23 protein-coding genes, 1 tRNA gene and 2 pseudogenes are annotated in these 22,409 nt (G+C 67.2%); 9 read left to right on the forward strand and 17 right to left on the reverse strand.

What is annotated here, in order from left to right; translation table 11 throughout:
- Positions 1–4 precede the first annotated feature (4 nt).
- A complete protein-coding gene (locus OG611_RS08975) occupies positions 5–907 on the forward strand; it encodes an ABC transporter ATP-binding protein (protein WP_266417264.1) in 903 nt (300 codons plus the stop codon).
- Entirely contained in the window at positions 904–1,896 is a 993-nt protein-coding gene (locus OG611_RS08980; RefSeq protein WP_266417266.1) for an ABC transporter permease subunit, read from the forward strand. Before OG611_RS08975 ends, OG611_RS08980 begins: the two co-directional genes overlap by 4 nt.
- A gap of 98 nt (positions 1,897–1,994) precedes the next feature.
- On the opposite strand, the gene OG611_RS08985 is transcribed toward OG611_RS08980, so the two are convergent.
- From OG611_RS08985 to OG611_RS09000, 4 genes are all read right to left on the reverse strand, one after another.
- Positions 1,995–2,414 carry a VOC family protein gene (locus tag OG611_RS08985; RefSeq protein ID WP_266417268.1) on the reverse strand — a complete coding sequence of 140 codons (420 nt, stop codon included), beginning with the start codon at positions 2,412–2,414 and terminating at the stop codon, positions 1,995–1,997.
- Positions 2,411–2,932, reverse strand: a complete 522-nt coding sequence (locus OG611_RS08990; protein WP_266417270.1) for a cupin domain-containing protein — start codon at positions 2,930–2,932, stop codon at positions 2,411–2,413. Before OG611_RS08990 ends, OG611_RS08985 begins: the two co-directional genes overlap by 4 nt.
- Before the next feature lie 77 nt (positions 2,933–3,009).
- Positions 3,010–4,251, reverse strand: coding sequence for an MFS transporter (locus tag OG611_RS08995; protein ID WP_266417272.1), 1,242 nt, complete (start codon positions 4,249–4,251; stop codon positions 3,010–3,012).
- 134 nt (positions 4,252–4,385) lie between these two features.
- Positions 4,386–4,979, reverse strand: coding sequence for a malonic semialdehyde reductase (locus tag OG611_RS09000; RefSeq protein WP_266417274.1), 594 nt, complete (start codon positions 4,977–4,979; stop codon positions 4,386–4,388).
- 115 nt (positions 4,980–5,094) lie between these two features.
- On the opposite strand from OG611_RS09000, the gene OG611_RS09005 reads away from it, so the two are divergent.
- The 3 genes and pseudogenes from OG611_RS09005 to OG611_RS09015 form a co-directional block, all read left to right on the forward strand.
- Complete coding sequence (locus OG611_RS09005) at positions 5,095–5,601, forward strand: MarR family winged helix-turn-helix transcriptional regulator (RefSeq protein ID WP_189276927.1); 507 nt, start codon at positions 5,095–5,097, stop codon at positions 5,599–5,601.
- Positions 5,602–5,839: 238 nt separating this feature from the next.
- Positions 5,840–5,920: pseudogene (locus tag OG611_RS09010) on the forward strand (VOC family protein); the annotation flags it as partial.
- Positions 5,921–6,041: 121 nt separating this feature from the next.
- Positions 6,042–6,459: pseudogene (locus tag OG611_RS09015) on the forward strand (site-specific integrase); the annotation flags it as partial.
- Between the two features lie 794 nt (positions 6,460–7,253).
- On the opposite strand, the gene OG611_RS09020 reads toward OG611_RS09015, so the two are convergent.
- Together OG611_RS09020 and OG611_RS09025 are read right to left on the reverse strand one after the other, a co-directional pair.
- Complete coding sequence (locus tag OG611_RS09020) at positions 7,254–7,457, reverse strand: cold-shock protein (protein WP_008735947.1); 204 nt, start codon at positions 7,455–7,457, stop codon at positions 7,254–7,256.
- Between the two features lie 228 nt (positions 7,458–7,685).
- Positions 7,686–8,024: a helix-turn-helix domain-containing protein gene (locus OG611_RS09025; RefSeq protein WP_259927793.1), complete on the reverse strand. Its 339-nt coding sequence runs from the start codon at positions 8,022–8,024 to the stop codon at positions 7,686–7,688.
- A 942-nt stretch (positions 8,025–8,966) separates the two neighbouring features.
- Here OG611_RS09025 and OG611_RS09030 point away from each other — a divergent pair.
- On the forward strand, positions 8,967–9,326 hold the full coding sequence (locus OG611_RS09030) for a hypothetical protein (protein ID WP_266417280.1): 360 nt from the start codon (positions 8,967–8,969) through the stop codon (positions 9,324–9,326).
- Between the two features lie 121 nt (positions 9,327–9,447).
- Here the strand turns inward: OG611_RS09030 and OG611_RS09035 are convergent, their stop codons facing one another.
- The 4 genes from OG611_RS09035 to OG611_RS09050 form a co-directional block, all read right to left on the reverse strand.
- Positions 9,448–9,759, reverse strand: coding sequence for an SCO5918 family protein (locus OG611_RS09035; RefSeq protein ID WP_266417282.1), 312 nt, complete (start codon positions 9,757–9,759; stop codon positions 9,448–9,450).
- 49 nt (positions 9,760–9,808) lie between these two features.
- Positions 9,809–10,207: a hypothetical protein gene (locus tag OG611_RS09040; RefSeq protein ID WP_266417284.1), complete on the reverse strand. Its 399-nt coding sequence runs from the start codon at positions 10,205–10,207 to the stop codon at positions 9,809–9,811.
- Between the two features lie 46 nt (positions 10,208–10,253).
- Positions 10,254–11,759 (reverse strand): DEAD/DEAH box helicase, encoded by a 1,506-nt coding sequence (locus OG611_RS09045; RefSeq protein ID WP_266417286.1) that lies wholly within the window; start codon positions 11,757–11,759, stop codon positions 10,254–10,256.
- A gap of 296 nt (positions 11,760–12,055) precedes the next feature.
- Entirely contained in the window at positions 12,056–12,259 is a 204-nt protein-coding gene (locus OG611_RS09050; RefSeq protein WP_072489439.1) for a cold-shock protein, read from the reverse strand.
- 676 nt (positions 12,260–12,935) lie between these two features.
- Between OG611_RS09050 and OG611_RS09055 the strand changes: the two genes are divergently transcribed.
- The gene (locus tag OG611_RS09055) at positions 12,936–13,265 is read left to right on the forward strand and encodes a hypothetical protein (RefSeq protein ID WP_266417291.1); all 330 of its coding nucleotides are present in this window, start codon (positions 12,936–12,938) and stop codon (positions 13,263–13,265) included.
- A gap of 169 nt (positions 13,266–13,434) precedes the next feature.
- Here the strand turns inward: OG611_RS09055 and OG611_RS09060 are convergent, their stop codons facing one another.
- From OG611_RS09060 to OG611_RS09085, 6 genes are all read right to left on the reverse strand, one after another.
- Positions 13,435–14,862, reverse strand: a complete 1,428-nt coding sequence (locus OG611_RS09060; RefSeq protein ID WP_266417293.1) for a DUF6177 family protein — start codon at positions 14,860–14,862, stop codon at positions 13,435–13,437.
- A 16-nt stretch (positions 14,863–14,878) separates the two neighbouring features.
- Positions 14,879–15,019, reverse strand: a complete 141-nt coding sequence (locus OG611_RS09065) for a hypothetical protein (protein WP_161275694.1) — start codon at positions 15,017–15,019, stop codon at positions 14,879–14,881.
- Between the two features lie 276 nt (positions 15,020–15,295).
- Entirely contained in the window at positions 15,296–15,943 is a 648-nt protein-coding gene (locus tag OG611_RS09070; RefSeq protein WP_256088848.1) for a pentapeptide repeat-containing protein, read from the reverse strand.
- Positions 15,924–18,242 (reverse strand): hypothetical protein, encoded by a 2,319-nt coding sequence (locus OG611_RS09075; protein WP_266417299.1) that lies wholly within the window; start codon positions 18,240–18,242, stop codon positions 15,924–15,926. The genes OG611_RS09070 and OG611_RS09075 overlap by 20 nt, the downstream gene beginning before the upstream one ends.
- On the reverse strand, positions 18,239–18,775 hold the full coding sequence (locus tag OG611_RS09080) for a DUF6507 family protein (protein WP_266417301.1): 537 nt from the start codon (positions 18,773–18,775) through the stop codon (positions 18,239–18,241). Before OG611_RS09080 ends, OG611_RS09075 begins: the two co-directional genes overlap by 4 nt.
- 832 nt (positions 18,776–19,607) lie before the next feature.
- A tRNA-Gly gene (locus OG611_RS09085) sits at positions 19,608–19,681 on the reverse strand.
- 467 nt (positions 19,682–20,148) lie between these two features.
- Here OG611_RS09085 and dcd point away from each other — a divergent pair.
- Together dcd and OG611_RS09095 are read left to right on the forward strand one after the other, a co-directional pair.
- Entirely contained in the window at positions 20,149–20,724 is a 576-nt protein-coding gene (dcd, locus tag OG611_RS09090; protein WP_072487843.1) for a dCTP deaminase, read from the forward strand.
- 18 nt (positions 20,725–20,742) lie between these two features.
- Entirely contained in the window at positions 20,743–21,243 is a 501-nt protein-coding gene (locus OG611_RS09095) for a phosphoribosyltransferase (protein ID WP_266425682.1), read from the forward strand.
- Between the two features lie 78 nt (positions 21,244–21,321).
- On the opposite strand, the gene OG611_RS09100 is transcribed toward OG611_RS09095, so the two are convergent.
- Positions 21,322–22,302 (reverse strand): Yip1 family protein, encoded by a 981-nt coding sequence (locus OG611_RS09100; protein ID WP_266417303.1) that lies wholly within the window; start codon positions 22,300–22,302, stop codon positions 21,322–21,324.
- Positions 22,303–22,409 lie beyond the last annotated feature (107 nt).

A 22,409-nucleotide genomic window follows, 5' to 3' on the forward strand; every position in this document is an offset into this window, starting at 1 on the left:
ACACATGACACCGGTACTGGAAGCCGTGCGGCTCGGCAAGCGCTACGGCCACCACCAGGCGCTGACCGACTGCGACCTGGACATCCCGCAGGGGCGGGTGATCGGCCTGGTCGGTCCCAACGGCGCCGGCAAGTCGACGCTGCTGAACATGGCCTGCGGGCTGATCAGGCCGAGCTCGGGCAGCATCCGCGTGCTCGGCGCGGAGCCGGCCGCGAACCCGGCCCACCTGGCCAAGGTCGGCTTCGTCGCGCAGGACACGCCCGTATACACCGACCTGTCCGTCGCGGACCACCTGCGCATGGGCGCCCGACTGAACCCGAGTTGGGACGGTCGGCTCGCGCAGCGGCGGATCGCCCGGATCGGACTGGACCCAAAACGGAAGGCGGGCCGGCTCTCGGGCGGTCAGCGTGCCCAGCTCGCACTCACCGTCGCGGCAGCCAAAAGACCGGAGCTGCTGATCTTCGACGAGCCCGCCGCGGCGCTCGACCCGCTGGCCCGCTCCGGCTTCCTGGACAGCCTGATGGAGTCCGTTTCCGAACTGGGTGCCGGCGCGATCCTCTCCTCGCACGCGCTCGCCGACGTGGAGCGGGTCTGCGACTACCTCGTCGTGCTGGCCGGATCCCGGATCCAGCTCGTCGGCGATGTGTCCGAGCTGCTGGCGAGCCACTACCGGATCGTCGGGGCCCGCGACGTCGTCGCGGCTCTGCCCGCGGTGGTGGAGTTCGTCAGCGTCGATCACACGCCGCGGGAGAGCACCGCGATCGTCCGCGCCGACGACGGGCTGCCGGCCTCCGGTTCCTGGACCGTGGACGCCCTCGACCTGGAGGAGCTGGTCCTGGCCTACATGACCCGGGCGAACCAGCCCGCCGCCCAGCCCGCCCCGATGCCCACGGAGACCCACTCATGATCTGGCTGACCTGGCGACAGTTCCGCGTGCAGGCGCTGGTGGGCCTCGGTGCGCTGCTGCTCTTCGCGATCTATCTGGTCCACCTGGGTCAGCAGATCCACAGCGGATACGACGACAACCTCGCGCACTGTGCGGGCCGTGACAACTGCTCCGGTGTGCTGGCAGCCTTCGCCGACCAGTACGGCTTCGAGGTGGACCTGTTCAGCTACCTGCTGCTGGCTGTCCCCGGCGTCATCGGCGTCTTCTGGGGCGCGCCGCTGGTCACCCGTGAGCTGGAGGACGGTACCCACCGGCTGGTGTGGAACCAGAGTGTGACCCGCAGCCGGTGGCTGGCGGTCAAGCTCGGGTCGATCGGCCTGCTGAGCATGGCCGTGACCGGCGTCTTCAGTCTCCTGCTGACCTGGGCCTCCGGTCCGGTCAACGACGTCCTGAACAACCGGTTCGAGCCGGTGCTGTTCAGCTCGCGCAATATCGCGCCGCTCGCCTACACCGCCTTCGCCTTCATGCTGGGCACTGCTCTCGGCCTGTTCATCCGCCACACGGTGCCCGCCATGGGAACGACCCTGGTGCTCTTCGCCGTCCTCCAGGTCGTCATGCCCACGCTGGTACGGCCGCACTACGAGACTCCGGTCCGCACCTCGGTGCCGCTCACCTCGCAGATGATCAGCGGTCTGACAAAGATCGGTACCTATGGTGAGATCGGCGGCCTGCGAGTGCCCGGCGGGCCCTGGGTGGTGAAGACCAGCGCCATTCTCGACTCCGCGGGCAGGGAGGTCGGCCACAGCGACTGGTACCAGGACTGCACCAACAACAAGTCGATCAACGAAATGCCGGGCTGCTTGGCCAAGGGGAACATTCACGTGGACATCTCCGAGCAGCCGGCTGACCGCTACTGGACGTTTCAGTGGGTCGAGACCGCGATCTTCGCCGCCCTGACCGCGGTACTGGCAGTCCTGTGCTCCTGGCGAATCCGCGGCCGACTCGCCTGAACCTCCCTCTCGCGGTTGTTCCTGAACCGCGGGCATCCCCTCACCGCCGCGATTGACCTGGCCGAAGGCCGGGTCACCTACTACCGCTGTGGCTCCGCTCATGAGATGTCGGACGCTTGTTGTGCCCAGGTGCGTGAGCACAGCACGAGGCGGTAGCCGTCCGGGTCGGTGATCGTCACTCCACGCTCGTCCCAGTACGGGTTGTGTGCCGGGACCCGGGTACCGCCGGCCGCCGTGAGGCGGTCGATCAGGGCTTCGTCCACCGGCTTGCCGAGGTAGACCACGAACAGGTCGTCCACCGTTGGGGTCGGCTCCAGTGGGTGGTCTGGGTCATGCGTGAGCTCGAAATGCCAGGTGCCGCCGGTAGGGCCGAGCATCAGCAGATCGTGCTCGCCCGGCACACGCTCGGTCGTCCGCCACAGGACGGTCAGACCCAGGCCGTCCCTGTAGAAGCGTTCTGCGGCGGCGAGGTCCCGCGAGGGCCGGGCCACCCGGATTGGGGCCGTGGAGTCGATCACGCGGAACGCTCCAGCGCCGCGCGCCAGACAGCGCTGTCGACGTAGTGGTTGTCAAAACGCTCCGAGGACTCGGCGATCTCCTTCGGGTCCGCTTCGCCACGCATCACCCGGCCGAGCAGGCGCAGGTAGTCGAACCTGCCCACGCCGGGAGTGAAGACGAAGAGGACATCCGCTTCACAGCCCGGGGCAGCCGCGAAGGCGTGCGGGGTGTGGGGAGGCACCGCGAGGAAGTCGCCTTCCTTGAGGACGGTGACTTCCTCGCCCACCAGAACCTGCAGAGCTCCGCTGATCACGAAGAACAGTTCCGTTGCCCTGGTGTGGAAGTGGGCCGGCGCCCCTGTCGCGCCCTCGGCGAAGGTGGATCGGTAGCTCGTGATGCCGCCTGCCGTGCCGTCCGAGTCGGCCAGAAGAGTCATCACACTGCTCGGGTCGGCACAGGTCTCGGCATCTGCGTGGCGGGTCAGTAGCGCCGCCGGCGGAGTCTTGGACGCGGACATGGTGGGTGTCTCCTTGTTCATGATCATGATCCTCGGATTGTGAATGGCCGTCGTACAGGTCGTCTCCGGCGTCGCGCTGGAGACCGGGGCAGGGTGATTCAGTCGCCCATGGTGATCAGGGCCGCGATCGCTGGGCCGAAGGCGCCGCCGAGCTGGTAGCAGAGGTGGAACAGGCCGATCGCCGTGGGGCGCTGGGTGGTCGGCGCGGCCTGAGTGGCGAACACCGCGAGTGTCGCCTGGCCCGCACTCGTCGCGAAGACGGCCAGCGTCGCGACCAGCAGGAGCAGTGGCGCCCAGGGGGTCAGTACTGCGGTGAGCGGAGCCAGGGCTCCGGCTGTGAGCAGGATCGTCAGGACCCGCGGGCGGCTCATCCGGGCCGAGGCGGCGGCCAGCACCATGGAGAGCACCGCCCCTGCGAGGAGGGCGACCAACTGGTCGGTGCCGATCGTGGAGGTCGACCAGCCGGTACGGTCCCGCAGCAGCTGCGGGACGGTGAAGAGCAGCGTGAAGTACGAGGTCGCGAAGGTGCAGGCGAGCGCGGCGGAGAGAACGAACGCCCGGGTGCGCAGCAGCGATGCCGGGACGAAGCCTGTGGGGTTGGACCGGATGTGCAGGGCCAGCAGCGCGGCCATCACCAACGAGGCGGTCACAGCTGGGAGCGGGTAGCGCGGGATGAGTACCAGGGCCGTCGCTATCAGGGCCAGCAGGGCGGCGCCCCGGCCGTCGAAGGGGGAGCTCTGCTGCGGTGCGGACAGGTCGGCGTGGCGCACGACGGCCGGCAGGGCGAGGAGTGCGACCGCCCCGACGGCGAGGGACGCTCGCCAGGAGGCCGTGCTCGCGATCGCCGAGCCGAGCAGCGGCCCGACCGCGCCCAGCGTCCCGAAGCCTGCTGTGATCACGCCCATCCTGCGGACCGAGCCCGCCAGGCTCATCGCCGCTGTGACCAGGCCCGCGCCGCCCATCGCCTGGGCTGCCCGGCCCGTCATGGCCAGCGACAGCCAAGGCGCCACGGCGACGACCGCGGTGCCGGCCACGATCAGGGCCGTGCTCAGCCGGAGCGTGCTGCCCAGCCCGCGGCGACGCTGCAGGCCCGCCATCAGCGGGGTGCCGACGGCGATGGCCCAGGCGAACGCCGTGACGAGCCAGGTCGCCGTGGCCGTACGGATGCCGAGCGAGTCGGCCATGTCGGGGAGGATCAGGACCGGGCTGTTGGCGCTCGCGGCGAGCGGCGTGGCCAGCAACGCCAGCCATGCGATGGGGACATGGCGCGGTCCCTGCGCGGCAGCGGGGGCCGGTGTCTGCGCGGTGGGGCGGGGGTGGGTTCGGTCGAGCAGCGGCATGGCGGGCTCCGGAAGGTGAGGCGGTTGGCGCGGACGGTTCGCGAATGCGCCGAGGCGGTCGGGACAGTCCGAGGCTCCGACGGTCTGAGGCTCCGGTGGTCCGAGCAGCCAGGAGGCTCGGTGGAGCAGGTCGCTCAGACCGTGGTGACGACCTCGTCGTAGGCGAGCCGCGGTGAGCGCGCGTGCCAGGCGTCCGCGCCGGGGCGGCCGATGTTCACGACCATCAGCGGCGTGTGGTCGTCGTCCAGGAACTCCTTCTGGACACCCGGGAAGTCGAACCCGGTCATCGGCCCCGCGGCCAGCCCCGCCGCGCGCACGCCGAGGATGAAGTACGCCGCCTGGAGCGTCGCGTTGAGCAGGGCGGACTCCTCGCGGACCGGGCGGTCGGCGAAGACGACGTCCTTGGCCTGCGGAAAGTGCGGGAGCAGCGCGGGGAGTTCCTCGTGGAACTCGTTGTCGGCGGCGAGGATCGCGACCAGTGGCGCGGCCGAGGTCTTCGGCCGATTGCCCTCGTCCATGTGCTGCGCGAGCCGCTCGCGGGCCTCGGCCGAGCGGACCAGGGCGATCCGTAGCGGCGACTGGTTGTAGGCGGTGGGGGCGTACTTCACCAGGTCGTAGATCGCCTGGACCTGCTCCTCGGTCACCGGCTCGCTGGTGAAGGTGTGGGCGGTACGGGCCTCACGGAGGAGGAGGTCCTGGGCGGCGGGATGGAGGGTGAGCGAGGACATCGAGTGCTCCTGTCGTTCAGTCTTGATAATCTCAACGTTGAGATAAAAGCAGCCCGACTCCTTCAACGTCAAGCCTCTTAACGTTGAGAAGGTGTCCATTGAGAGGAATGTGGCGATGAGCGATGCCGTGGACGCGATCATCGGTCAGTGGGCCAAGGAGCGCCCCGACGTGGTGGAGGATCTCTGGCCAGTGGAGCTCTTCGGGCGGATCCAGCGGCTGGCCCGGGTGGTCGACAAGTCCGCCAAGGCCACGGCCGCCGCGCACGGAGTGGAGCACGGCGAGTTCGACGTACTCACCACACTGCAGCGCTCAGGGCCGCCCTACGCCCTCACCGCCGGATCCTTCCTCAAGGCGTCCATGGTGACCTCCGGCGCGATCACCAACCGCATCGACAAGATGGAGGCCAAGGGCCTGGTCGAGCGGGTGCGCGAAGGCGACGACCGGCGCACCATCAAGATCCGCCTCACCGAACACGGACACGAGGTCACCCGGGCCGCCTTCGCCGACCATCTGGCGAACTACGCACGGCTGCTCGCCGATGTGGACCGCGACCTGGTCGAGAAGACCGCCGAGGGCCTCCGGCAGGTGCTGGAGACCCTGGGGGACACCACCGTCAAGTGAGGACCATCCGACAGTCGTGAGCCGGAGGTGACAGGCCGTCGCATCCTCAGGCGCATGACTCATGCCGACGACGGCCCCGCCCGAGCTCGCCTTCAGTCGAGGGAGCGCACTCTGCGCAGGCGGTTTCGGGCGGCCACTCCCGTGGAGGCGCGTGTCGGTGATGGTCCCGGTGTCCGGGGTGCTCAGATGTCCGGCTGTCCGACGACCAACTCGCCGCCGTGCCGGGGTGGCCGTGGCCGGTGGTCGCGGCGTCTGCTTCATGGACCCGGCAGGCCACGCCATGGAACTCGTCACCGTGCCCTGTGGCGGCTGGCCGTCGTGGTCGCGGACATCGAGGGTCGCACCCCGCACGGCGGGACGCGGCCCTCGGTACAACCAGCAGGCGGGAGAACTCCCGCGTCCCGCGGGTCCGCCGTGCGGCGCGTCGTGGCGCGGGCAAAGACTGGCGTGACCCGGACGCGGGGGCAGGTGAACTTCGAGGAGTACGCGACGAAGTGGGTCGTGGAACGCGGAGTCGCGTCGCTCACGGAAGAGCTGTACGTCCGGCTGCTCCGACTGCACATCCTGCCCACGTTCGGAGAGTTGGACCGGGACGAGATCACCCCTCCGCGAGTTCGTGAGTGGAGGACGGAGCGACTGGCCACCACGAGCGCCGCCACGACCGTGGCCAAGTCGCACCGGCTGCTCAAGGCGATCCTGGAGACCGCCGTGGATGACGAGCTGATCCGCCGGAATCCGTGCCGCATCAGGGGCGCCGGCAAGGAGGTGTCCAAGTCCGGGCAGGTCGCCAGTGTCGAGCAGGTGGACGCGCTCGCTGACGCGGTCGGCATCCGGTGGCGCCTGGTGGTCTACCTCGGGGAAGGACCCGGATGAACAGCGAGATCGAGCCCGCTCGGCAGAGCGGTCCGCAGCCGGGGCCCGATGCCGGTACATGGGCGATGGCAGTGGAGATGTACCGAAACCGGTATTCCTTCATCGCGGTCGGCCCGCGCGCTCACGAGGACTGGCTGCCCGATGTGGCCGCGGTGATGCGCCGCGAGGTGGCCGATCCTCGCGCCCGTACATACGACCTTCCCCGGCGTCATGCACTTTGCCGACTGGTTGGAGCGTTCGGGCCGGGAGCGGCTCATGGCGCAGCTGGACGCCACGGACGCGGGCGAAGGCCGTCCAGGACATCGGTGCGGCAGGCGTCGAGGGTGCGATCGAGACCTGCGGCACGCGAGTGGCACGCGCCGTGAAAGTGGTCTAGACAATAAATGAGGCCCCGGTCTCTGACCAGGGCCTTCATCATGGAGCGGGTGACGAGAATCGAACTCGCGCTCTGAGCTTGGGAATCACTCTGCACGTGATGGACCACAGGGCTGATGACCTGCGAGAACATCCACTGAAGGTACTGTTCTTGCCACCTTGGCAGATGCCTTGTCGACCGCTGTTCACCGCCGCTACTGGCACGTTGTGGCATGCGGTGCTGCCAGGGGACGGAGGAGGCGAAGCTCCTGCCCAGTACCGTCGTTTCCCGGCCGGCACCCCACACGCATACATCCAGAACCCGCATGATTGCGTGAGCGAGCCCCGGACCGGGGCGGTCCGGGGCCGCCGTAGCCTGCGGCCGGACCCAGAGGATCCCGGTTCCGCCGGAGGGGTGGGGAAGGTCAGGCCGGGTTGATGTTCTCCGCCTGGGGGCCCTTCTGGCCCTGGGTGACGTCGAACGTCACGACCTGACCCTCCTGGAGCTCACGGAAGCCCGAGGAGTTGATCGCCGAGTAGTGGGCGAAGACGTCCGGGCCGCCACCGTCCTGAGCGATGAAGCCGAAGCCCTTTTCCGCGTTGAACCACTTCACAGTTCCCGTAGCCATGTCTCATGCCTTCCAGTCGACTGACGTCTCCCGCTCCATGCGGAAGGCGGAGGTGATCGTCCTGGTTCCTGCGGCACAGCACAGCAAAACGCCCACACCGAAGGGGTGGGCAGAGGGAACTTCCGAACCACGACAACTCACCGGGACGGTACACGTCCGCACACTCCGTCACCAGAGGAATCGCCTGCACCTGTGCGGGGTGCCCGCCGGTGTCCGGCGGGCACCGCCTCAGTCCGCGGTCGGCGGCTCTGCCGATTCGGCGGCGCGGCGGTACTCGGCGTTGATGCGCTGCGCCTCTTCCAGCTGGTCTTCCAGGACGACGATGCGACATGCGGCCTCGATGGACGTGCCCTGGTCGACCAGTTCGCGGGCGCGGGCGGCGATGCGCAGTTGGTAGCGGGAGTAGCGGCGGTGGCCGCCCTCCGAGCGCAGCGGGGTGATCAGACGGGCTTCGCCGATGGCGCGGAGGAAGCCCTGGGTGGTGCCGAGCATCTCGGCGGCCCGGCCCATCGTGTAGGCGGGGTAGTCGTCGTCGTCAAGACGGCCGTACGAGTCGTCTGCTGTCACTTGCACCTCTCTTGTGGAACGCGTGGAGGGGCCCTGGTGCCGTACGGCACCAGGGCCCCGAAGGAACTACTACACCACCTGCCGGCCCTGATACTGCACCGGCATTCTGTATCCGCGGCCCCGACCTGGCTGCTGTCGGGAGTGCGGGGATCGCGGTTGCTTGACCGGAGACCACCTCACTATCGATGTCCTGCGGTACCCGGGCCAAAGACTCCAGCCCAGGCGATCCTGATGGCGCGGGCTCCTCCGTTCTTCCCTCGGTGATCAATTACCTACCATGGGGGTACTGCGTACTACTGGTACTGCTCTACTGCGTACTGCTGGTGTGCGAACTGCTCAGTGGCCCGTGACAGCGCCACTCTTCGGCAGCCAGCCCCGTTGCCCGTCCTGCGTCTGCTCTGGCTTGGAACCCCACTGCCGAACTTCCCGGTGCGCGCGTCCGCAGCCGACGCCTTCACCGAGGTACCGCTCAGTCACTTCACTGCTGGGTACTGCGGACTGCACTCACGGGCACCGCAACTGCCATGACAGCGGTCCCGCTCCGGCGGCCCCTCACTGCGGGCCACCCGGTCCGGCTGTCAGTCCCGTCGCCGTCCTTCAACAACCCTGGCTTCGAAACTCCACTGCCGCACCGCCCTGCAACTACATGTACTACCGGCAGTTCGTCTCTGCCAGGTCTTGCTGTCTCTCTGGGTTACGAGAGAAACCATAACCACGCCACCACCCAATGTCTACTCTGGCCAATAGAGATTTTTGTGTGTCTCATGAGGAGGTAATCGACCTCGCCGGAGACTTCGGCCGGCCCGTGGTCAACCGACTCGTCAGAGCGACCGCGGTCAGCCGGCGGGCCTCTGAGGGGAAGACGGTGACTGCCCGTCTCGCTCGGCAGTACGACCGGTCGAGGGGACGGACGGGACGGACCCGCGAATAGGATCGGCTCTCATGTCGAAGCCTGACGAGCTGCTCGTTGACGTCGCCACGCTGGTGGAGTCCGGGCACAACAATCAGATGTCCCTGACCGTGGTCACCGGTGGTGCTGTCATCACCGGCCGGCTGGCGCCCGAAGCCGTGTGGAGGCAACGGGTGTCGGAGGTCCTGACGGACTCGTCCCGTCTGGGCGAGTTCTCCGCCGCGTTCACCGCTACGACGCGGGGGGACGGGCCGCCCGCGTATCTGCACTTCCATATGGCGCGGATCCTTCAGGGCACGGTGGGGATTCCGGAGACGGGTGGGATGTACCGCGTCTCGATTGCGGATGTCAGCGCCTGGACCATGGGCGACTTCAGCTACTCCGATCACTGACGTCGTGCCGCGTAGAGAAACTCACCGGTACGCGGGAGGGCCCGACCGGCGTGTGCCGGTCGGGCCCTCCCGACTGTTCAGGTGTCAGCTCGCGCTTCCCATCGGCCAGGTGGCCAGATGGTCAGACGGCCACCGGGGTGCCGAGCATCGCGGAGGCGTGCTGGAGTGGGCTGAGGGCGCGGGTGGGCGCGGCGGTCCGGGGGAGGCTGCGGCAGGTGAAGCCGAGCTTGGTCATGGCCCGGAGGACTTCGTCGGCGCTGAAGTCGCGGCGATCCTGGCGGGTGATGACCTCGCCGACCTGCTTGACGGGGTAGGCGCGGCGGCCGATGGTCACGGACTCGCCGACGACCTCCTCGGGCTTGATGCCCTTCATGGATTCCAGGACGCCGCTCTTGGTGAGTTCGAACGGGAAGCGGGCGATGACACAGCGCACGATGCCTCACAGGGAGAAGAAGGGGATTGTTCCGCCGTGGTGAGACGGTTCAGAGGGCCAGGGCGAGGACGCCCGGGGCGCTGTCCTGCTCGTCCACGACGGACTGGGTAGCGAGCCGGCGGCGGTGCGTGGCGTGCTCGGCCATCATGGTGGCGGGCGAGGTGTGCGGCCCGCGGTCGCCGAGGATGTCGCGCAGCTGGAGCCGGTCCGTGTAGGCGGGGCCGTCGCGGACGATGGTGAGCTGGGCCAGGGTGACCAGTCCGGTGCACAGGCTGTCGTTGTCGCAGACCCTCAGGTGTCCGGTCCTGGCACTGGCCATGACGGACAGGGCCACCTCGACGGTCATGTCGTCGCAGACCTGTGGCCCGGCCGTGTTCATGGCCTTGAGCGCCGTCCGGGGCACGAGGCCGGCGTTCGCCGGGTGGGGCTGCATCTGGACCAGTGTCACAACGTGCCTCCTGCAGAGATGGGTCAGCTTCCGGACCACGCGGTGCTCAGGCCGCCGCATCGAAGGCGGACTGTCGCCCGCTCACGCGCCGGGCAGCCGCGGCCGGGCTGCGTCGACCGCGGGAGGCCGTGCCGCGCTTGCGCCGCTCGGGTGTCGGCGCGGTGATCGTCACGGGGATGCCGGAGGGGATCCGGGCGCCGGTGATCCGGCTGAGTGCTTCCTCGCCGGAGCGGACCTGGGTGGTCCGGGGCACGATGCCGGCGGCCGCCATGAGGCGCGTCATGTCGCGGCGCTGGTTGTTGGTGACCAGGGTGACGACACTGCCGGACTCGCCGGCCCGCGCGGTACGGCCGCCGCGGTGGAGGTAGTCCTTGTGGTCGGTCGGCGGGTCCACGTTCACGACGAGGTCGAGGTGGTCGACGTGAATGCCGCGCGCCGCGACGTTCGTCGCGACCAGGACAGTGACGTGCCCTGTCTTGAACTGGGCGAGGGTGCGGGTGCGCTGCGGCTGTGACTTACCGCCGTGGAGAGCGGCAGCCCGGACACCACTGGTGAGGAGGTCCTGGGTGAGGCGGTCCACGGCGTGCTTGGTGTCCAGGAACATGATCACCCGGCCGTCGCGCGCCGCGATCTCCGTCGTCAGCCGGTGCTTGTCGGCGCCGTGCACGTGCAGGACGTGATGTTCCATCGTGGTGACGGCACCCTGGGAGGGGTCCACGGAGTGGACGACGGGGTCGGTGAGGTAGCGACGGACCAGAAGGTCGACGTTACGGTCCAGGGTCGCGGAGAACAGCATGCGCTGGCCCTCGGGGCGGACCTGGTCCAGGAGCGCGGTGACCTGCGGCATGAAGCCCATGTCGGCCATCTGGTCGGCCTCGTCGAGGACAGTGATCGCGACCTGGTCCAGCCGACAGTCACCGCGGTCGATGAGGTCCTTGAGGCGACCGGGGGTGGCCACGACGACTTCGGTGCCGCCCCGCAGCGCATTCGCCTGCCGGCCGATGGGCATCCCGCCGACGACAGTGGTCAGGCGCAGCTTCACAGCGCGGGCGTAAGGGGTGAGGGCATCGGTGACCTGCTGAGCGAGTTCCCGGGTGGGAACCAGAACCAGGGCCAGCGGCTGACGGGGCTCGGCGCGCTGCCCGGCGGTGCGGGCCAGCAGGGCCAGGCCGAAGGCGAGAGTCTTGCCGGAGCCGGTCCGGCCGCGGCCCAGGACGTCGCGGCCCGCCAGAGAGTTCGGCAGCGTCGCACCCTGGATCGGAAACGGCATGGCCACGCCTTGCGCGGTGAGCGCGGCCAGCAGGCTCCTCGGCATGTCGAGGTCGCTGAACACCTCGACTGCGGGCAGCGCCGGAGTGATCGTCTCGGGCAGGGCGAACTCTCCCTGCATCGCGGCGGGCCGCCGACCACCCGAACGGCTCGGACCTGCTGAACGGTTCGGGGCGGACGAACCGAAGCGACTACCCCGAATCGAACCAGCAGTGGAGTCGTACCCGTGGCCGCCGTTGCGGCGGGCACGGGAGGAACGGCTTTTCGTGCGTGTGGGGTTCATGCAGAACCTTCCTTGATACGGCGCGTATCAAGGAATTCCGCAGCGTAAGAGCAGCGCGGGGAATCACAGGCACGGGCCGAATGGAATGCGAACGTGGCCCACGGGAAATTCGTGTCGACGTACGCAAAAATGGGAGATGGCGTGCGAAAAAGAATCCGGTGCATCGCCGGGCGCGGCTCCGAGGAGCCTGTGCGCCTCAATATTTTATTCCCGTGGATGAATCGCTGCGGAAATGCGTGCAGCTGGGGCCCGCACCCCGAGGGATGCGGGCCCCAGCCATGAAATGCGCGCCAGCGTCAGGCGGAAACGATGTTCTCGGCCGTCGGGCCCTTCTGGCCCTGCGCGATGTCGAAGCTGACCTTCTGGCCTTCCTGCAGTTCGCGGAAGCCCTGGGCGGCGATGTTCGAGAAGTGGGCAAACACGTCAGCGCCGCCACCGTCCTGCTCGATGAAGCCGAAACCCTTTTCCGCGTTGAACCACTTCACGGTGCCAGTAGCCATGTCATATCTCCTTTGGGCAGTACACCGGAATCCGTACTGTACGGAAACCGCGTCGCCGCGATGATGCCCCGCCCGGAAAATGACCGGAAATACAAAGCGCTACCCTGCGGCATCGAGGCCGACCGGAGGCGCTTGAAGTTTTTGGGTACCAAAACTGCAACCGAGTCCGACAGTAGCACGCCATGGAGGATTGCGTGCGAAAAATATTTCCCCGTGCGCGCTGCGGCAGAAACTCTCCCAGTAAGGGCCGTTAAATTCTGAGGCGGCCGGCACAGGTATTCATTTACCTCGAGTGCAGCGTCTTTCGAAAGCAAGGTGGCCAATCGGCTGCGACGTCTGCAGCCCATCGGAACCTGCGTCTGCGCCCCGGGGCGCCCTCCCGACAGCCCGCAGGAGGCCCTGTAGCCGCGAGCCCGCCGACCTTCGCCGGTCAACCGTCGTTCCGGGAAGGGGAGTTCGCGTGGCGAGCACAGTGGAGTATGCCGAGTGACGAATGCCCGCCTGGGACGAGTCCTCAGCACCGACAAGCAAAAGTGGCGTCCGGAGACTGAACGGTTCCGGCAGTGACGGCTGCCTTCGTCCATCGGGCCGAGGATGGCTTGCCGAACGGCGGATGGGCTGCGGGGGCTTCGGCTCCGTAATGGAGGCGGCTGTCGGCTCAATCGAGGGTGGCGAGATGATCGGCGCCGCCGCCACGCCACTCGATGAGTTGCTCATCACCGAACACATCATCTGCGCGGTGACAAAGCGGTCGTTGCCGAACTGCTCATTGATGGCCCTGGGACAGGCCGGTACTGGCCCGTCGCGCGTGGCGGTGGGCCCGGTAGCCACCGATGCCATGCTCGCCGCGTACAGGCAGGCGCGCGGAGAGGTCTCCGACCAGGGCCTTCATCGTGGAGCGGGTGACGAGAATCGAACTCGCACTCTGAGCTTGGGAATCACCTGGTACCGCGCTTTGCTCATGGTGTCTGATCTGCGGGAACGAGTGTCGGCGGACCCGTCCTGATAAGCGTCGGCTGTCCTTTGGTGACCGCTGTTCACCGCCCCTTCTGGCACGTTGTGGCACGGCCTCCTGTGCGGCGTCGGCGAAGGCCCCCGGGAAGGAAGCCAGCTTGCCCGGTGGGGTGGTGTGGTGGGGCGGGATGCCCAGTTGCCAGTTGTACGGGCGTGACTGCTCAGGCGGGCGGTGCACCTCGAAAATGGCGCATCAGCTGTTCAAGCGCGTGCCAGCTCTCGGCGGTCTCTCCGTCGCCGAGTGGGTAGTAGAAGCCGGGTCGGGCGTTCGGCCCCAGTCGCACCGGGCGTTCCTTGAGCGGTGTTCTGCTCGCGGTGTCGCGCCCTGCCTCCCGGACCTCCGCGGGGCCCAGTACGAAGGCGTAGGGCAGTGGTGGGTGTTCGAAGTGGGGTGGGGCGCTCAGGTCTTGGCGTGCCGCGCGGAGTTGGCACAGCATGGTCTTCAGTCCGTGCCGGGTCACCAGGTCGTCGGCCAGTTCCGGCAGTGCTTCCAGGGGCGGCTTCTCATCGGTCCCGTAGCCCACTGTGAGGGTGATGCCCTCCTCGACGCCTTCCGGTGTGCGGATCACGCGCAGGGTGGCGAGGGCGGGACGGTCCGGGGCGCCGACGACCACCGTCCAGGTGGGCTGCGGGGCACGCTCGTACGCCAGCTCGGTCAGCTGCCGCCTCGACCAGGTCAGACCGGCCGGTTCCGATGTTCCCCAGCCGGCCGGGGGAGCGCCGGTGAGCGCCTGCCAGGTGGCTTCCAGCGCGCCGCCGAGAACGAGGTCCGCTCTGGGAGGGTGCAGGGTGCGGAAGGAAACGATGAGCTGACGCTCGCCGCTGGGCCGAACCTCTGCGAAGGCGTCCGCCACCGGGGTCTCACCGTTCTCGTCCCGGGCCGGGGAGAAGGTGTCGTTCTGCCAGCGCAGCACTGCGCCGGTCAGTCCGTCGTAGTAGCCGCACCGTTCGTCCTGGACCACCCAGCGCGAGGGTGTGGACTGCAGCAGCATGCGGGTGGGCAGGGAGAGACGGCAGTGCGGTGGGGTGACGATCTGCAGGGACCGGTCGCTGTCCACGGTGGCCCGCAGTGCCTCGGAGAGCCAGCTGGTCATGGGGACGACCGGTCGGTCCTGGAGTACGACGGCAGCCTTGTCGGTGAGCATGTCGACGGCCGGCTGGGCAGCGGCGGGGGCCGGTACGGCGGTGATGCCGGAGACATCGACGGGGCGGGCCGCACCGACGGTGCCGGGGGCGTCCGGCGGCCAGACCCTGCCGCCCAGGAGCATGGTCAGCCGTGCTGCGAAGGCACCCGCGAGCTGTTCGGCCTGGGGAACCCCCGCGGCGGCACGGGCCTCGACCCACCACGCCGGGCCGTCGCCGGACGGCTCGGCGCTGGGACCCAGCAGCCGAGCCGCCTCACCCCGCACCTGGAGCAGCAGCGGCACCTCGATCGAGACGAGTGGACGACCCTCAGCATCACACAGCTGGACCACGGCACCCTCGCCAGCAGCCTCGACCCGCAGGTCCGGGCCGCCCGCGAGCAGGCCCGCCAGCACGCTCAGCGCGTCCGGTACACGCTCGGTGAGCGCGATCACGTCCTTGGTCATGCGAAGTATTCTCCGATCATGCGTGGTCGGCTGTCGTCTTGATGCCGACGTCCGCGGCAGCACGGATCACCGTTCCGTATCCCACCGCCTGGTCCCAGGTCGTCAGCACCAGGCAAGCCGACAACCGCCCGATCTCGGGCGCACTGGGGCTGTTCATCAAGGCGACGAGGCCAGGGGCACAGGGCCGGTGCAGCAGGGACGTTCGAGCGCGTCGTGGATCACGTCGTCGATTTCGTCCGTCGGCTGACCGCCGAAATCCGTGTCGCACAATTCACGATGGCAGTGCATGGGACGGCTACTGGATCCTCTGCGTTCGTCGCCGACAAGCCGCCTGAAGAGCCGCTCGACTTCGAGACCAGAAGAATTGGCAGATCAGCGAAAACCAGTCACCTGCTGCAGAACTGGTGGATTCCGACTAATGGGCCGCCAGGCCCTATTGTGATGGGCGGCGCGGAGGAATCACTCGTACTTGTCCGCCTCGCGCACCGATCCATGCCTCGAGTTCTGCGCCGGCCAGCTCTTGGGATGATTCGCCGCTGAAGACAGTGATCGGCCCGAAAACGGTGCCCGTCAGGCCACGCACCACTGTAGTGTCGTCGACTTTGATCTCGAAGAAGTTCTCGTCAAGGACAGCATCGGTCAGGTCTGCCCCCCTCATGTCGGTGTCGATCAGCGAAGCACCGAGGAACCGTGCTCTGCGGAAGCTCGCTCCCGACGCGTCGACATCGCACAGCGAAGCCCGGACCATGTCCGTTCCGTCGAGCCGCGCTGATCGGAGCACCGCCTCGTCCAGGTTCGCCCTGACGAGATCAGCTCCGGTCAGATCCGCTCCGGTCAGATCGGCCGACTGAAGGTCGGCCCGGTAGAAGGACGTGCTGGCAAGTCGTACGCCTACCAGGATTGCGTCGGTGAACCATGCATTCGAGAAGTCTCCGCCCGAGAGGTCGGCGCCCCGGAAGTCACGGCCCATCCCGTTGAGGTTGTACTCACTCGAGGCAAGCCATTCCTGCAGTTGCCGTGTGGCGTCCGGATCAGTGGGGAGCACGTTCGGCTTCCAGTTCTTACGGATACCAGATGACACGATCTCCCCAACCGCGGCTTTCAACAGTTGCTTTGACGCTGTCGATTGCCGCTTGATTTGCATTCCGGATGTCAATAATTACTATACGTCCGCGCTTTTCGATCTGCTTCACCAGTTGTTTGTTGACCCATGCCTCATTGTTGGCCGGGTCGTACGCACCCTTGAACGGCTGGGACTTGTCGCGCACATTATTGAATGGAGGATAGTCGGAGTGGACGCCCTTGATGTCATAATACTCGCCGGTGGTTTCGGAATAGAACTCGCCCATATCGGCTTCCGGGCGGCGGATGTCCTTCGGGAGACGTCCGCTCTCCCGAAGGTCGAGGCCGACCCGGGCCTCATCCATCGATTTTTCATCGATCTGATTCTTGTGATCCGGGTCGTGCTTCAGGTGGTCGAATTCTTCTGGAGCCCGCTTCTCCACGTCCTCTAGATGGCCCCAGTGCGCTGCCTTTTGCTCCGCCGTCAGCTCCGGAATCGGCTCGTTCACACGATCGCCGGGCGTCGTGCCTGTCTCACTCGAAGCATCCGATGTTCCTGTTCCCCCGTGCTCCTGCGTCTCCGTGCCAGGCGTGTGCTTCTCCACCTGGCCATCGGCACCGTCACCGGATCCATGATCGGCGGAGCCGGACGCAGGGCCGCCACCCGCGTCGCCGCTGTGGGCTCCGTCGCCGCCATGAGTGCTTTCCGAGTGGCCGCGCGTGCCCGTACCCGGGGTTTCGCCATGACCACCGCCGCGGGAAGGCGTGTACGAACCCGCGGCGCTGCCCGAGCCTCGACCGGTCGTCGAGTGGTCCGCGGCGTGGCCGCCCGTGGACGGTGTGTGGTGTGTGCCACCGCCATCCGTCAGGTGGGAACCACCGCCCGGGTGCGCCGAGCCGGTCGGGTGGCCCGCCGTGTTCTCCGCGCGGCTGGGTCCGCCCGCGCCCTCGAGCACCTTCTCCTCGCCGGGGGTGGTCTCGTGCGTGTTGGGCAGGTCGTCCTTGTGCGGCTCCCGGACGGGTTGGGTATCGGGAACGACGTTGCCGTGCTCGTCCCTGATGTACGCATCAGCTCCGATGATGCGCTTGTTGCCCGCGTGGTCGACGTATTCACGGCCGGGAAGTGGCTCTGCTCCGCCCGGGTGGGGCAGAGCCCCGGTGGGTGCGTTGCGGGCCATGTCGTCGATACCGGCCTGGCTGGCCTTCAGGCCCTCCATGAAGTCGCCGACCTTCAGCTTGGTGACACCCGCCGCCTTGCCGAGGTAACTCATCGGATCGACGAGTGCGCCCGCCTTGCCCAGGACGGTCGCGGCCTCCGCGCCCACACCCAGCTTTCCGGCCTTGCCGAGCTTGAGCAATGAGCCCGAACCGAGCGTCGCACCGTTGAAAAGCACGGCCCCGAACGCCCGCGAGGGATCCTTGTCCCACTCGTCCCACGCGACCAGCGACTTGCCGAAGTTGCGCAGAGCCGCCTTCTGCTTTTCACGGTCACTGTGGTCGACCGGGCCGAACATCTTGTCCATCGCCCAGTCATACGGCGTGATGATGTAGGCGCTGATACCGCCGAAGACACTACCGATGCCCGACCAGGTCTTCTTGAAATTGTCCCAGTCGAACACGTTGACCATGCTGCCCAGGCCCTTGATCGTGCCCCAGACGCCGTCGACGAAGAACCCCTTCAGCCCACCGCCGACATTTTCTTTCGTCCACTCCCACGCAGCCCGTAGGCCCGTGTACTCACGCTCGTCGGCCGTCCCCCAGGGTGTTTCCTTGGCGTCCTTGACGTCGCTTTCCTTGAAGCCGTACATGCCGGCCTTGTGTGACCCGTCATCAACAACGAAGCGCGTACCGCCCACCAATGAAGTGATCTTGTTGGCCGCATCACGCTCGACGCCCTGGAACGCCACCCATGTCGTGCCGACCTCACGGACAAGACGCGCGTTCTCGTCGATCTTGTCCTGGTCCTTCTGCCAGTCGTCGTCTTCCTTGTTCTCCGCGACGAATTTCTCCGCATCCTCGCGGAGATGCTTCATCTTGTTCACCAGCGGACGGGCGGTCGACGCGAACTCGGTCAACGCACCACTGACGGACTCCAGCTTTTTCGCGAACTCATCCGCCTTGTCCCGCACCGGGACGGTCGAATTGAGCAACTCCTCCTGCTCGGGAGCGTCATAGACCGCGTCCAAGGCTTGGAAAGCGTTGTGAGTGTCCTTGCCCGTACCGCGAATGCTGGAGGCAGTCGTCTTCAGTGAATTCGCCTGCGTCTCCAAGGCCTCCAGATCGCCCGTGAAGGTCGGTATCTTCTCTAGGTCAATCACTTCTTGAGACCCTTCAATTCTTCCGGAGTCGGAGCCTTGGAGTACTCCTTCTGCTTGTTCCTTGCCATCTCCAGATCGCCCCTGATGTACTCCTCAGTAGCCAGGCGCGCCCCGGTGATGGACTTCCCCGTCCGGACAGCAAGAAATTTCAATTCGCCGTTCGTATGGTCCTGGAACTCCTGCAACGCCTGAGCCACGGGGCCGAACGCGCCCCCCTTGGGAATTTCGGTCCCGCCCAGAACCATCGTCCCCGCACACGTCGCGGCGCCCAGCAAGCCCTCGCCGTACGACGTGAACTCTTCCTCGAACTCGCCGCCGACCTCGGCTGTCCTGCTCAGGACTCCACGAACGCCATCCGGCTTGATGTCCCACTTGGACACGGTCCCCCCGCTCCGTAATCGTCTCTTTCCAGTGCCCCGGCGTCCGCCGATGGCCTCGACGGCGGCCGTGGCCCTGACCGGCGCCTGGTGCGCCGTGCCGTCGTTGTACCCCAACGTCGAGCGCGCGATGATCAAGCAGGTCTCGGTCACCATCTCGTGTCAGTCATCGGTCCGGTCAACACCGCTTGATCACACCGGACTTCACGAGCTGGACACCGTCGCTTCCCAGGGCCCGCCGTCCGATCACCACGGCCTGCACCGGTGTGTCATGTCTATCAACAGCGCATTACCACTTGCAAAGTGGATAGAGGAACGTCCACATACCTTTTACCGTAGCAGTGGTATTCATCATGGAATCAGCCACCGCTGCAATGCAGTTGCGGCAAAGTGCGGCTCGGCCAGACAGATGAGCAGCCGCGCTCGGCAGGGACGATATGGCAGCTGACCTCGGCGGGAGCCGGCCCATGCACTTGGGCAGGTCCTGTTCCGCCATCTTGACAAGGCCTTGGGCCGGCGGGGCTGATTGGCTGCTTCCGCGCCTGCGGGCCGATGCGCTCCGAAGGGCAGATGGCCTTGCGCCGGAGTTCGGCGCTCACGCCCCGCTCGCCGGACGGTTCGCCAAGGCTGCTCCGGGGCTGGTGGCGAGGGCGACACCAAGTCGACAGTGGATGTCCTCGCGATCCACTTTCCGGCCATCCTCCGCAGGGAGCTCGGCGCGGCTCCTCGACCGGTTCGCGGAGGAAGAGCCTGACGGGCTGCTGTTCGTGGCGGAGGAGGGAGTCCCGCGGCTCACAGGCCAGACCCTCTCTGCCCGGTCCAGCGCCACACTGCCGATCAGTACTCGGACACGGATCGTCGACCAGCTCGTACGGGCTCGGCGCACAGCGGCGGACCACTGGGCATCTGGCACGGATATGGCACGCGACGCATGGAGCAGGTCTCAGACAACAAACAAGGCCCTGGTCTCTGACCAGGGCCTTCATCATGGAGCGGGTGACGAGAATCGAACTCGCGCTCTGAGCTTGGGAAGCTCATGTTCTACCATTAAACTACACCCGCGAAGCGTGCCGCTTGAGCGGCACCTACCGTCCCGTACTGTACCCCATCGCAGGTCCCCGGCGTTTGAGCCGTGGGGCCTTTTTGCTATGGGTGGAGAGTGGATGCGGGTGCCGTGGGCGGGAGTTGGGGGCGTAGCGTGGGTGGTCGGAGTGCCGCCTGGAGTGGCGTCCTGTTCATCCCCTAATGTGGCTTTCTCGTCCAAGGCTTGTTGGGGAAGGGACTTGATGGACTCCATGGAGCGCACCGTCGTCCGCTGTGCCGAAGGGCACGTTTTCGCTACCGCTTCGTTCCCGATGCAGCATCTCGGGGCCGGGCGGATCGGTCCCGGGCGGCTCATTCGCTGTCCGCGTTGTGCGCGGTTGCGGCATGCCGTGCCCGTGGTGTTCGAGCGGCGGTAAGCGGCGGTGGCAGGCGCGCGGGTGGTCCCGGATTGGGGTGGGCCCGCGCGTTCTGCGTATCCTCGGGACGTGCTTCTCTCAGATAAGGACATCCGGGCCGAGATCGACGCCGGACGTGTGCGCATTGATCCGTTCGACGCGTCGATGGTGCAGCCCTCGAGCATCGATGTGCGGCTCGACCGCTACTTCCGGGTGTTCGAGAACCACCGCTATCCACATATTGATCCGGCCGTCGAGCAGGCCGATCTGACTCGCATGGTCGAGCCGGACGGGGACGAGGCGTTCATCCTGCACCCCGGTGAGTTCGTGCTCGCTTCGACGTACGAGGTCATCTCGCTGCCCGACGATCTTGCGTCACGGCTGGAGGGCAAGAGTTCGCTGGGGCGGCTCGGGCTTGTGACGCATTCGACCGCCGGGTTCATCGACCCCGGTTTCTCCGGGCACGTGACGCTGGAGCTGTCGAATCTCGCGACGCTGCCGATAAAGCTGTGGCCGGGGATGAAGATCGGGCAGCTGTGCATGTTCCGGCTGAGTTCGCCCTCGGAGTTCCCGTACGGCTCCGAGCGGTACGGGTCGCGGTATCAGGGCCAGCGCGGGCCGACCGCGTCGCGTTCGTTCATGAATTTCCATCGGACCCAGGTGTGATGTCCCATGAGCGGTGATGTGAGTGGTGACGTGCGGGAGAACCTGACGTACGAGGGGTTCGGCCGCGCCGTGCGTGAGCTGGCGCAGACCGTGGCGGACGACGGGTTCGAGCCCGACGTCGTGCTCAGCATCGCTCGCGGCGGGGTATTCGTCGCCGGCGGGCTCGCTTACGCCCTGGACTGCAAGAACATTCATCTGGTGAACGTGGAGTTCTATACCGGGGTGGGCACCACCCTGGAAATGCCGGTCATGCTGGCGCCCGTTCCGAACGCCATCGACTTCTCGGACAAGAAGGTCCTGATCGCCGACGACGTCGCCGATACCGGGAAGACGCTGAAGCTGGTGCGTGATTTCTGTATCGATCATGTCGCCGAGGTGCGCAGCGCGGTCATCTACGAGAAGTCGCATTCGCTCGTGAAGTGCGAATACGTGTGGAAGAAGACCGACCGCTGGATCAACTTCCCGTGGAGCGTGGACAAGCCCGTCGTGCGGCGCAGCGGGCAGGTTCTGGACGCCTGAGCGGGATGGGACGTGAGAAACCCCCGGCACATTGTGTGCCGGGGGTTTCGGTGTCTTCGGGCGGTCGGGCCGGTGGCGTCAGATCGTGCCCAGTTTGATGATCGACAGCAGGGCGATCAGCTGGATCGCGGACGCGCCCAGTGCCTTCGGCCACGGCAGGTCGTGCGATTTGCTCACCATCGACGTGAAGAGCGCGGCCGAGGCCAGCCAGGTGACCCAGCCGAGAATCTGGACCAGGGAGTTCTCGCCGCCGAGGAAGAGCGCGAATATCAGGCGGGGCGCGTCCGTGATCGACATGATCAGCATGGACAGGCCCACCGTCGGCTGCCACGAGCCGTCGCCGCCCAGCTGGCGGGCGAGCGTGTGCGTGACCGCGCCCAGGACCAGGCCGCCGATGACGAAACCGATGCCCGTGATGACGACGTAGGGCACCGCTGTCGAGATCGTGGCGTGGATCGCGTCGTCCCGGGCCTGGTCGAAGCCGAAGAGCGCGAGCAGGCCGTACAGGAACGTGACGATGAGCGCCGGACCCCAGACGGGGTAGTCGCGCATCTGCCAGAACGTCGGTCCCGGGCGGAGCACGATGCCGGTGAGCAGTTCCTTCCATCGCAGTCGGGGGCCCGAGGGCTGGGCGGGGGCCTGGCCGGCGCGGTAGGTGTCGCCGGGGCCGTACGGGTCCTCGCCGATGCTGAACGCCTGGGTGTGGCCGGGGGAGTTGGCGTACGGGTCGCCCTGCTGAGGGGAACCGTGGGGGTGCTGGGGCTGGTTGTACGGGTCGCCGAAGTACTCCGGTTCGCCGTGGCCGCCGCCCTGGCCGCCGCCGTTGTAGCCGCCGCCGTTGTTGCCGTAGCTGCCATTGCCGCCATTGCCGCCATTGCCGCCATTGCCGTAGCCGCCGTTGTTGTACGGGGGCGGGGCCGCGTTGCCTCCTGCCTGCGGCCAGGGCTGCTGGCCGTACGGCGGTGGTGCCTGTGTGCCGTACGGCTGCTGCCGCGGTTGCTGTTGCGCTTGCTGCGGGGTGCGGTTGTCCCGGCCGCGTCCGATCCTGAATCCAGCCACGTCATCGAACGTACCTGGTCCGGGCCGGTGCGGTCAGAGGGCCTGGGGAACCTGCCCGCCATTGCGGCCGAGCTGTGACATCCCCTAGGGGGAACCCCGGGGGGGGG

The sequence above is a fragment of the Streptomyces sp. NBC_01363 genome, from assembly GCF_026340595.1.
Classification (GTDB): domain Bacteria; phylum Actinomycetota; class Actinomycetes; order Streptomycetales; family Streptomycetaceae; genus Streptomyces.

Bases quoted from the DNA above. Each gene is read 5' to 3' on its own strand.
- OG611_RS09050 (WP_072489439.1), bottom strand. From the start codon at position 12,259: ATGGCTACTGGCACCGTGAAGTGGTTCAACGCGGAAAAGGGTTTCGGC.
- OG611_RS08995 (WP_266417272.1), bottom strand. From the start codon at position 4,251: ATGCCGCTGCTCGACCGAACCCACCCCCGCCCCACCGCGCAGACACCG.
- OG611_RS09080 (WP_266417301.1), bottom strand. From the start codon at position 18,775: ATGGTGACCGAGACCTGCTTGATCATCGCGCGCTCGACGTTGGGGTAC.
- OG611_RS09005 (WP_189276927.1), top strand. From the start codon at position 5,095: ATGAGCGATGCCGTGGACGCGATCATCGGTCAGTGGGCCAAGGAGCGC.
- OG611_RS09065 (WP_161275694.1), bottom strand. From the start codon at position 15,019: ATGAACAGCCCCAGTGCGCCCGAGATCGGGCGGTTGTCGGCTTGCCTG.
- OG611_RS08975 (WP_266417264.1), top strand. From the start codon at position 5: ATGACACCGGTACTGGAAGCCGTGCGGCTCGGCAAGCGCTACGGCCAC.
- OG611_RS09045 (WP_266417286.1), bottom strand. From the start codon at position 11,759: ATGAACCCCACACGCACGAAAAGCCGTTCCTCCCGTGCCCGCCGCAAC.
- OG611_RS08980 (WP_266417266.1), top strand. From the start codon at position 904: ATGATCTGGCTGACCTGGCGACAGTTCCGCGTGCAGGCGCTGGTGGGC.
- OG611_RS08990 (WP_266417270.1), bottom strand. From the start codon at position 2,932: ATGAACAAGGAGACACCCACCATGTCCGCGTCCAAGACTCCGCCGGCG.
- OG611_RS09055 (WP_266417291.1), top strand. From the start codon at position 12,936: ATGATCGGCGCCGCCGCCACGCCACTCGATGAGTTGCTCATCACCGAA.
- OG611_RS09020 (WP_008735947.1), bottom strand. From the start codon at position 7,457: ATGGCTACGGGAACTGTGAAGTGGTTCAACGCGGAAAAGGGCTTCGGC.
- OG611_RS09030 (WP_266417280.1), top strand. From the start codon at position 8,967: ATGTCGAAGCCTGACGAGCTGCTCGTTGACGTCGCCACGCTGGTGGAG.
- OG611_RS09060 (WP_266417293.1), bottom strand. From the start codon at position 14,862: ATGACCAAGGACGTGATCGCGCTCACCGAGCGTGTACCGGACGCGCTG.
- OG611_RS09000 (WP_266417274.1), bottom strand. From the start codon at position 4,979: ATGTCCTCGCTCACCCTCCATCCCGCCGCCCAGGACCTCCTCCTCCGT.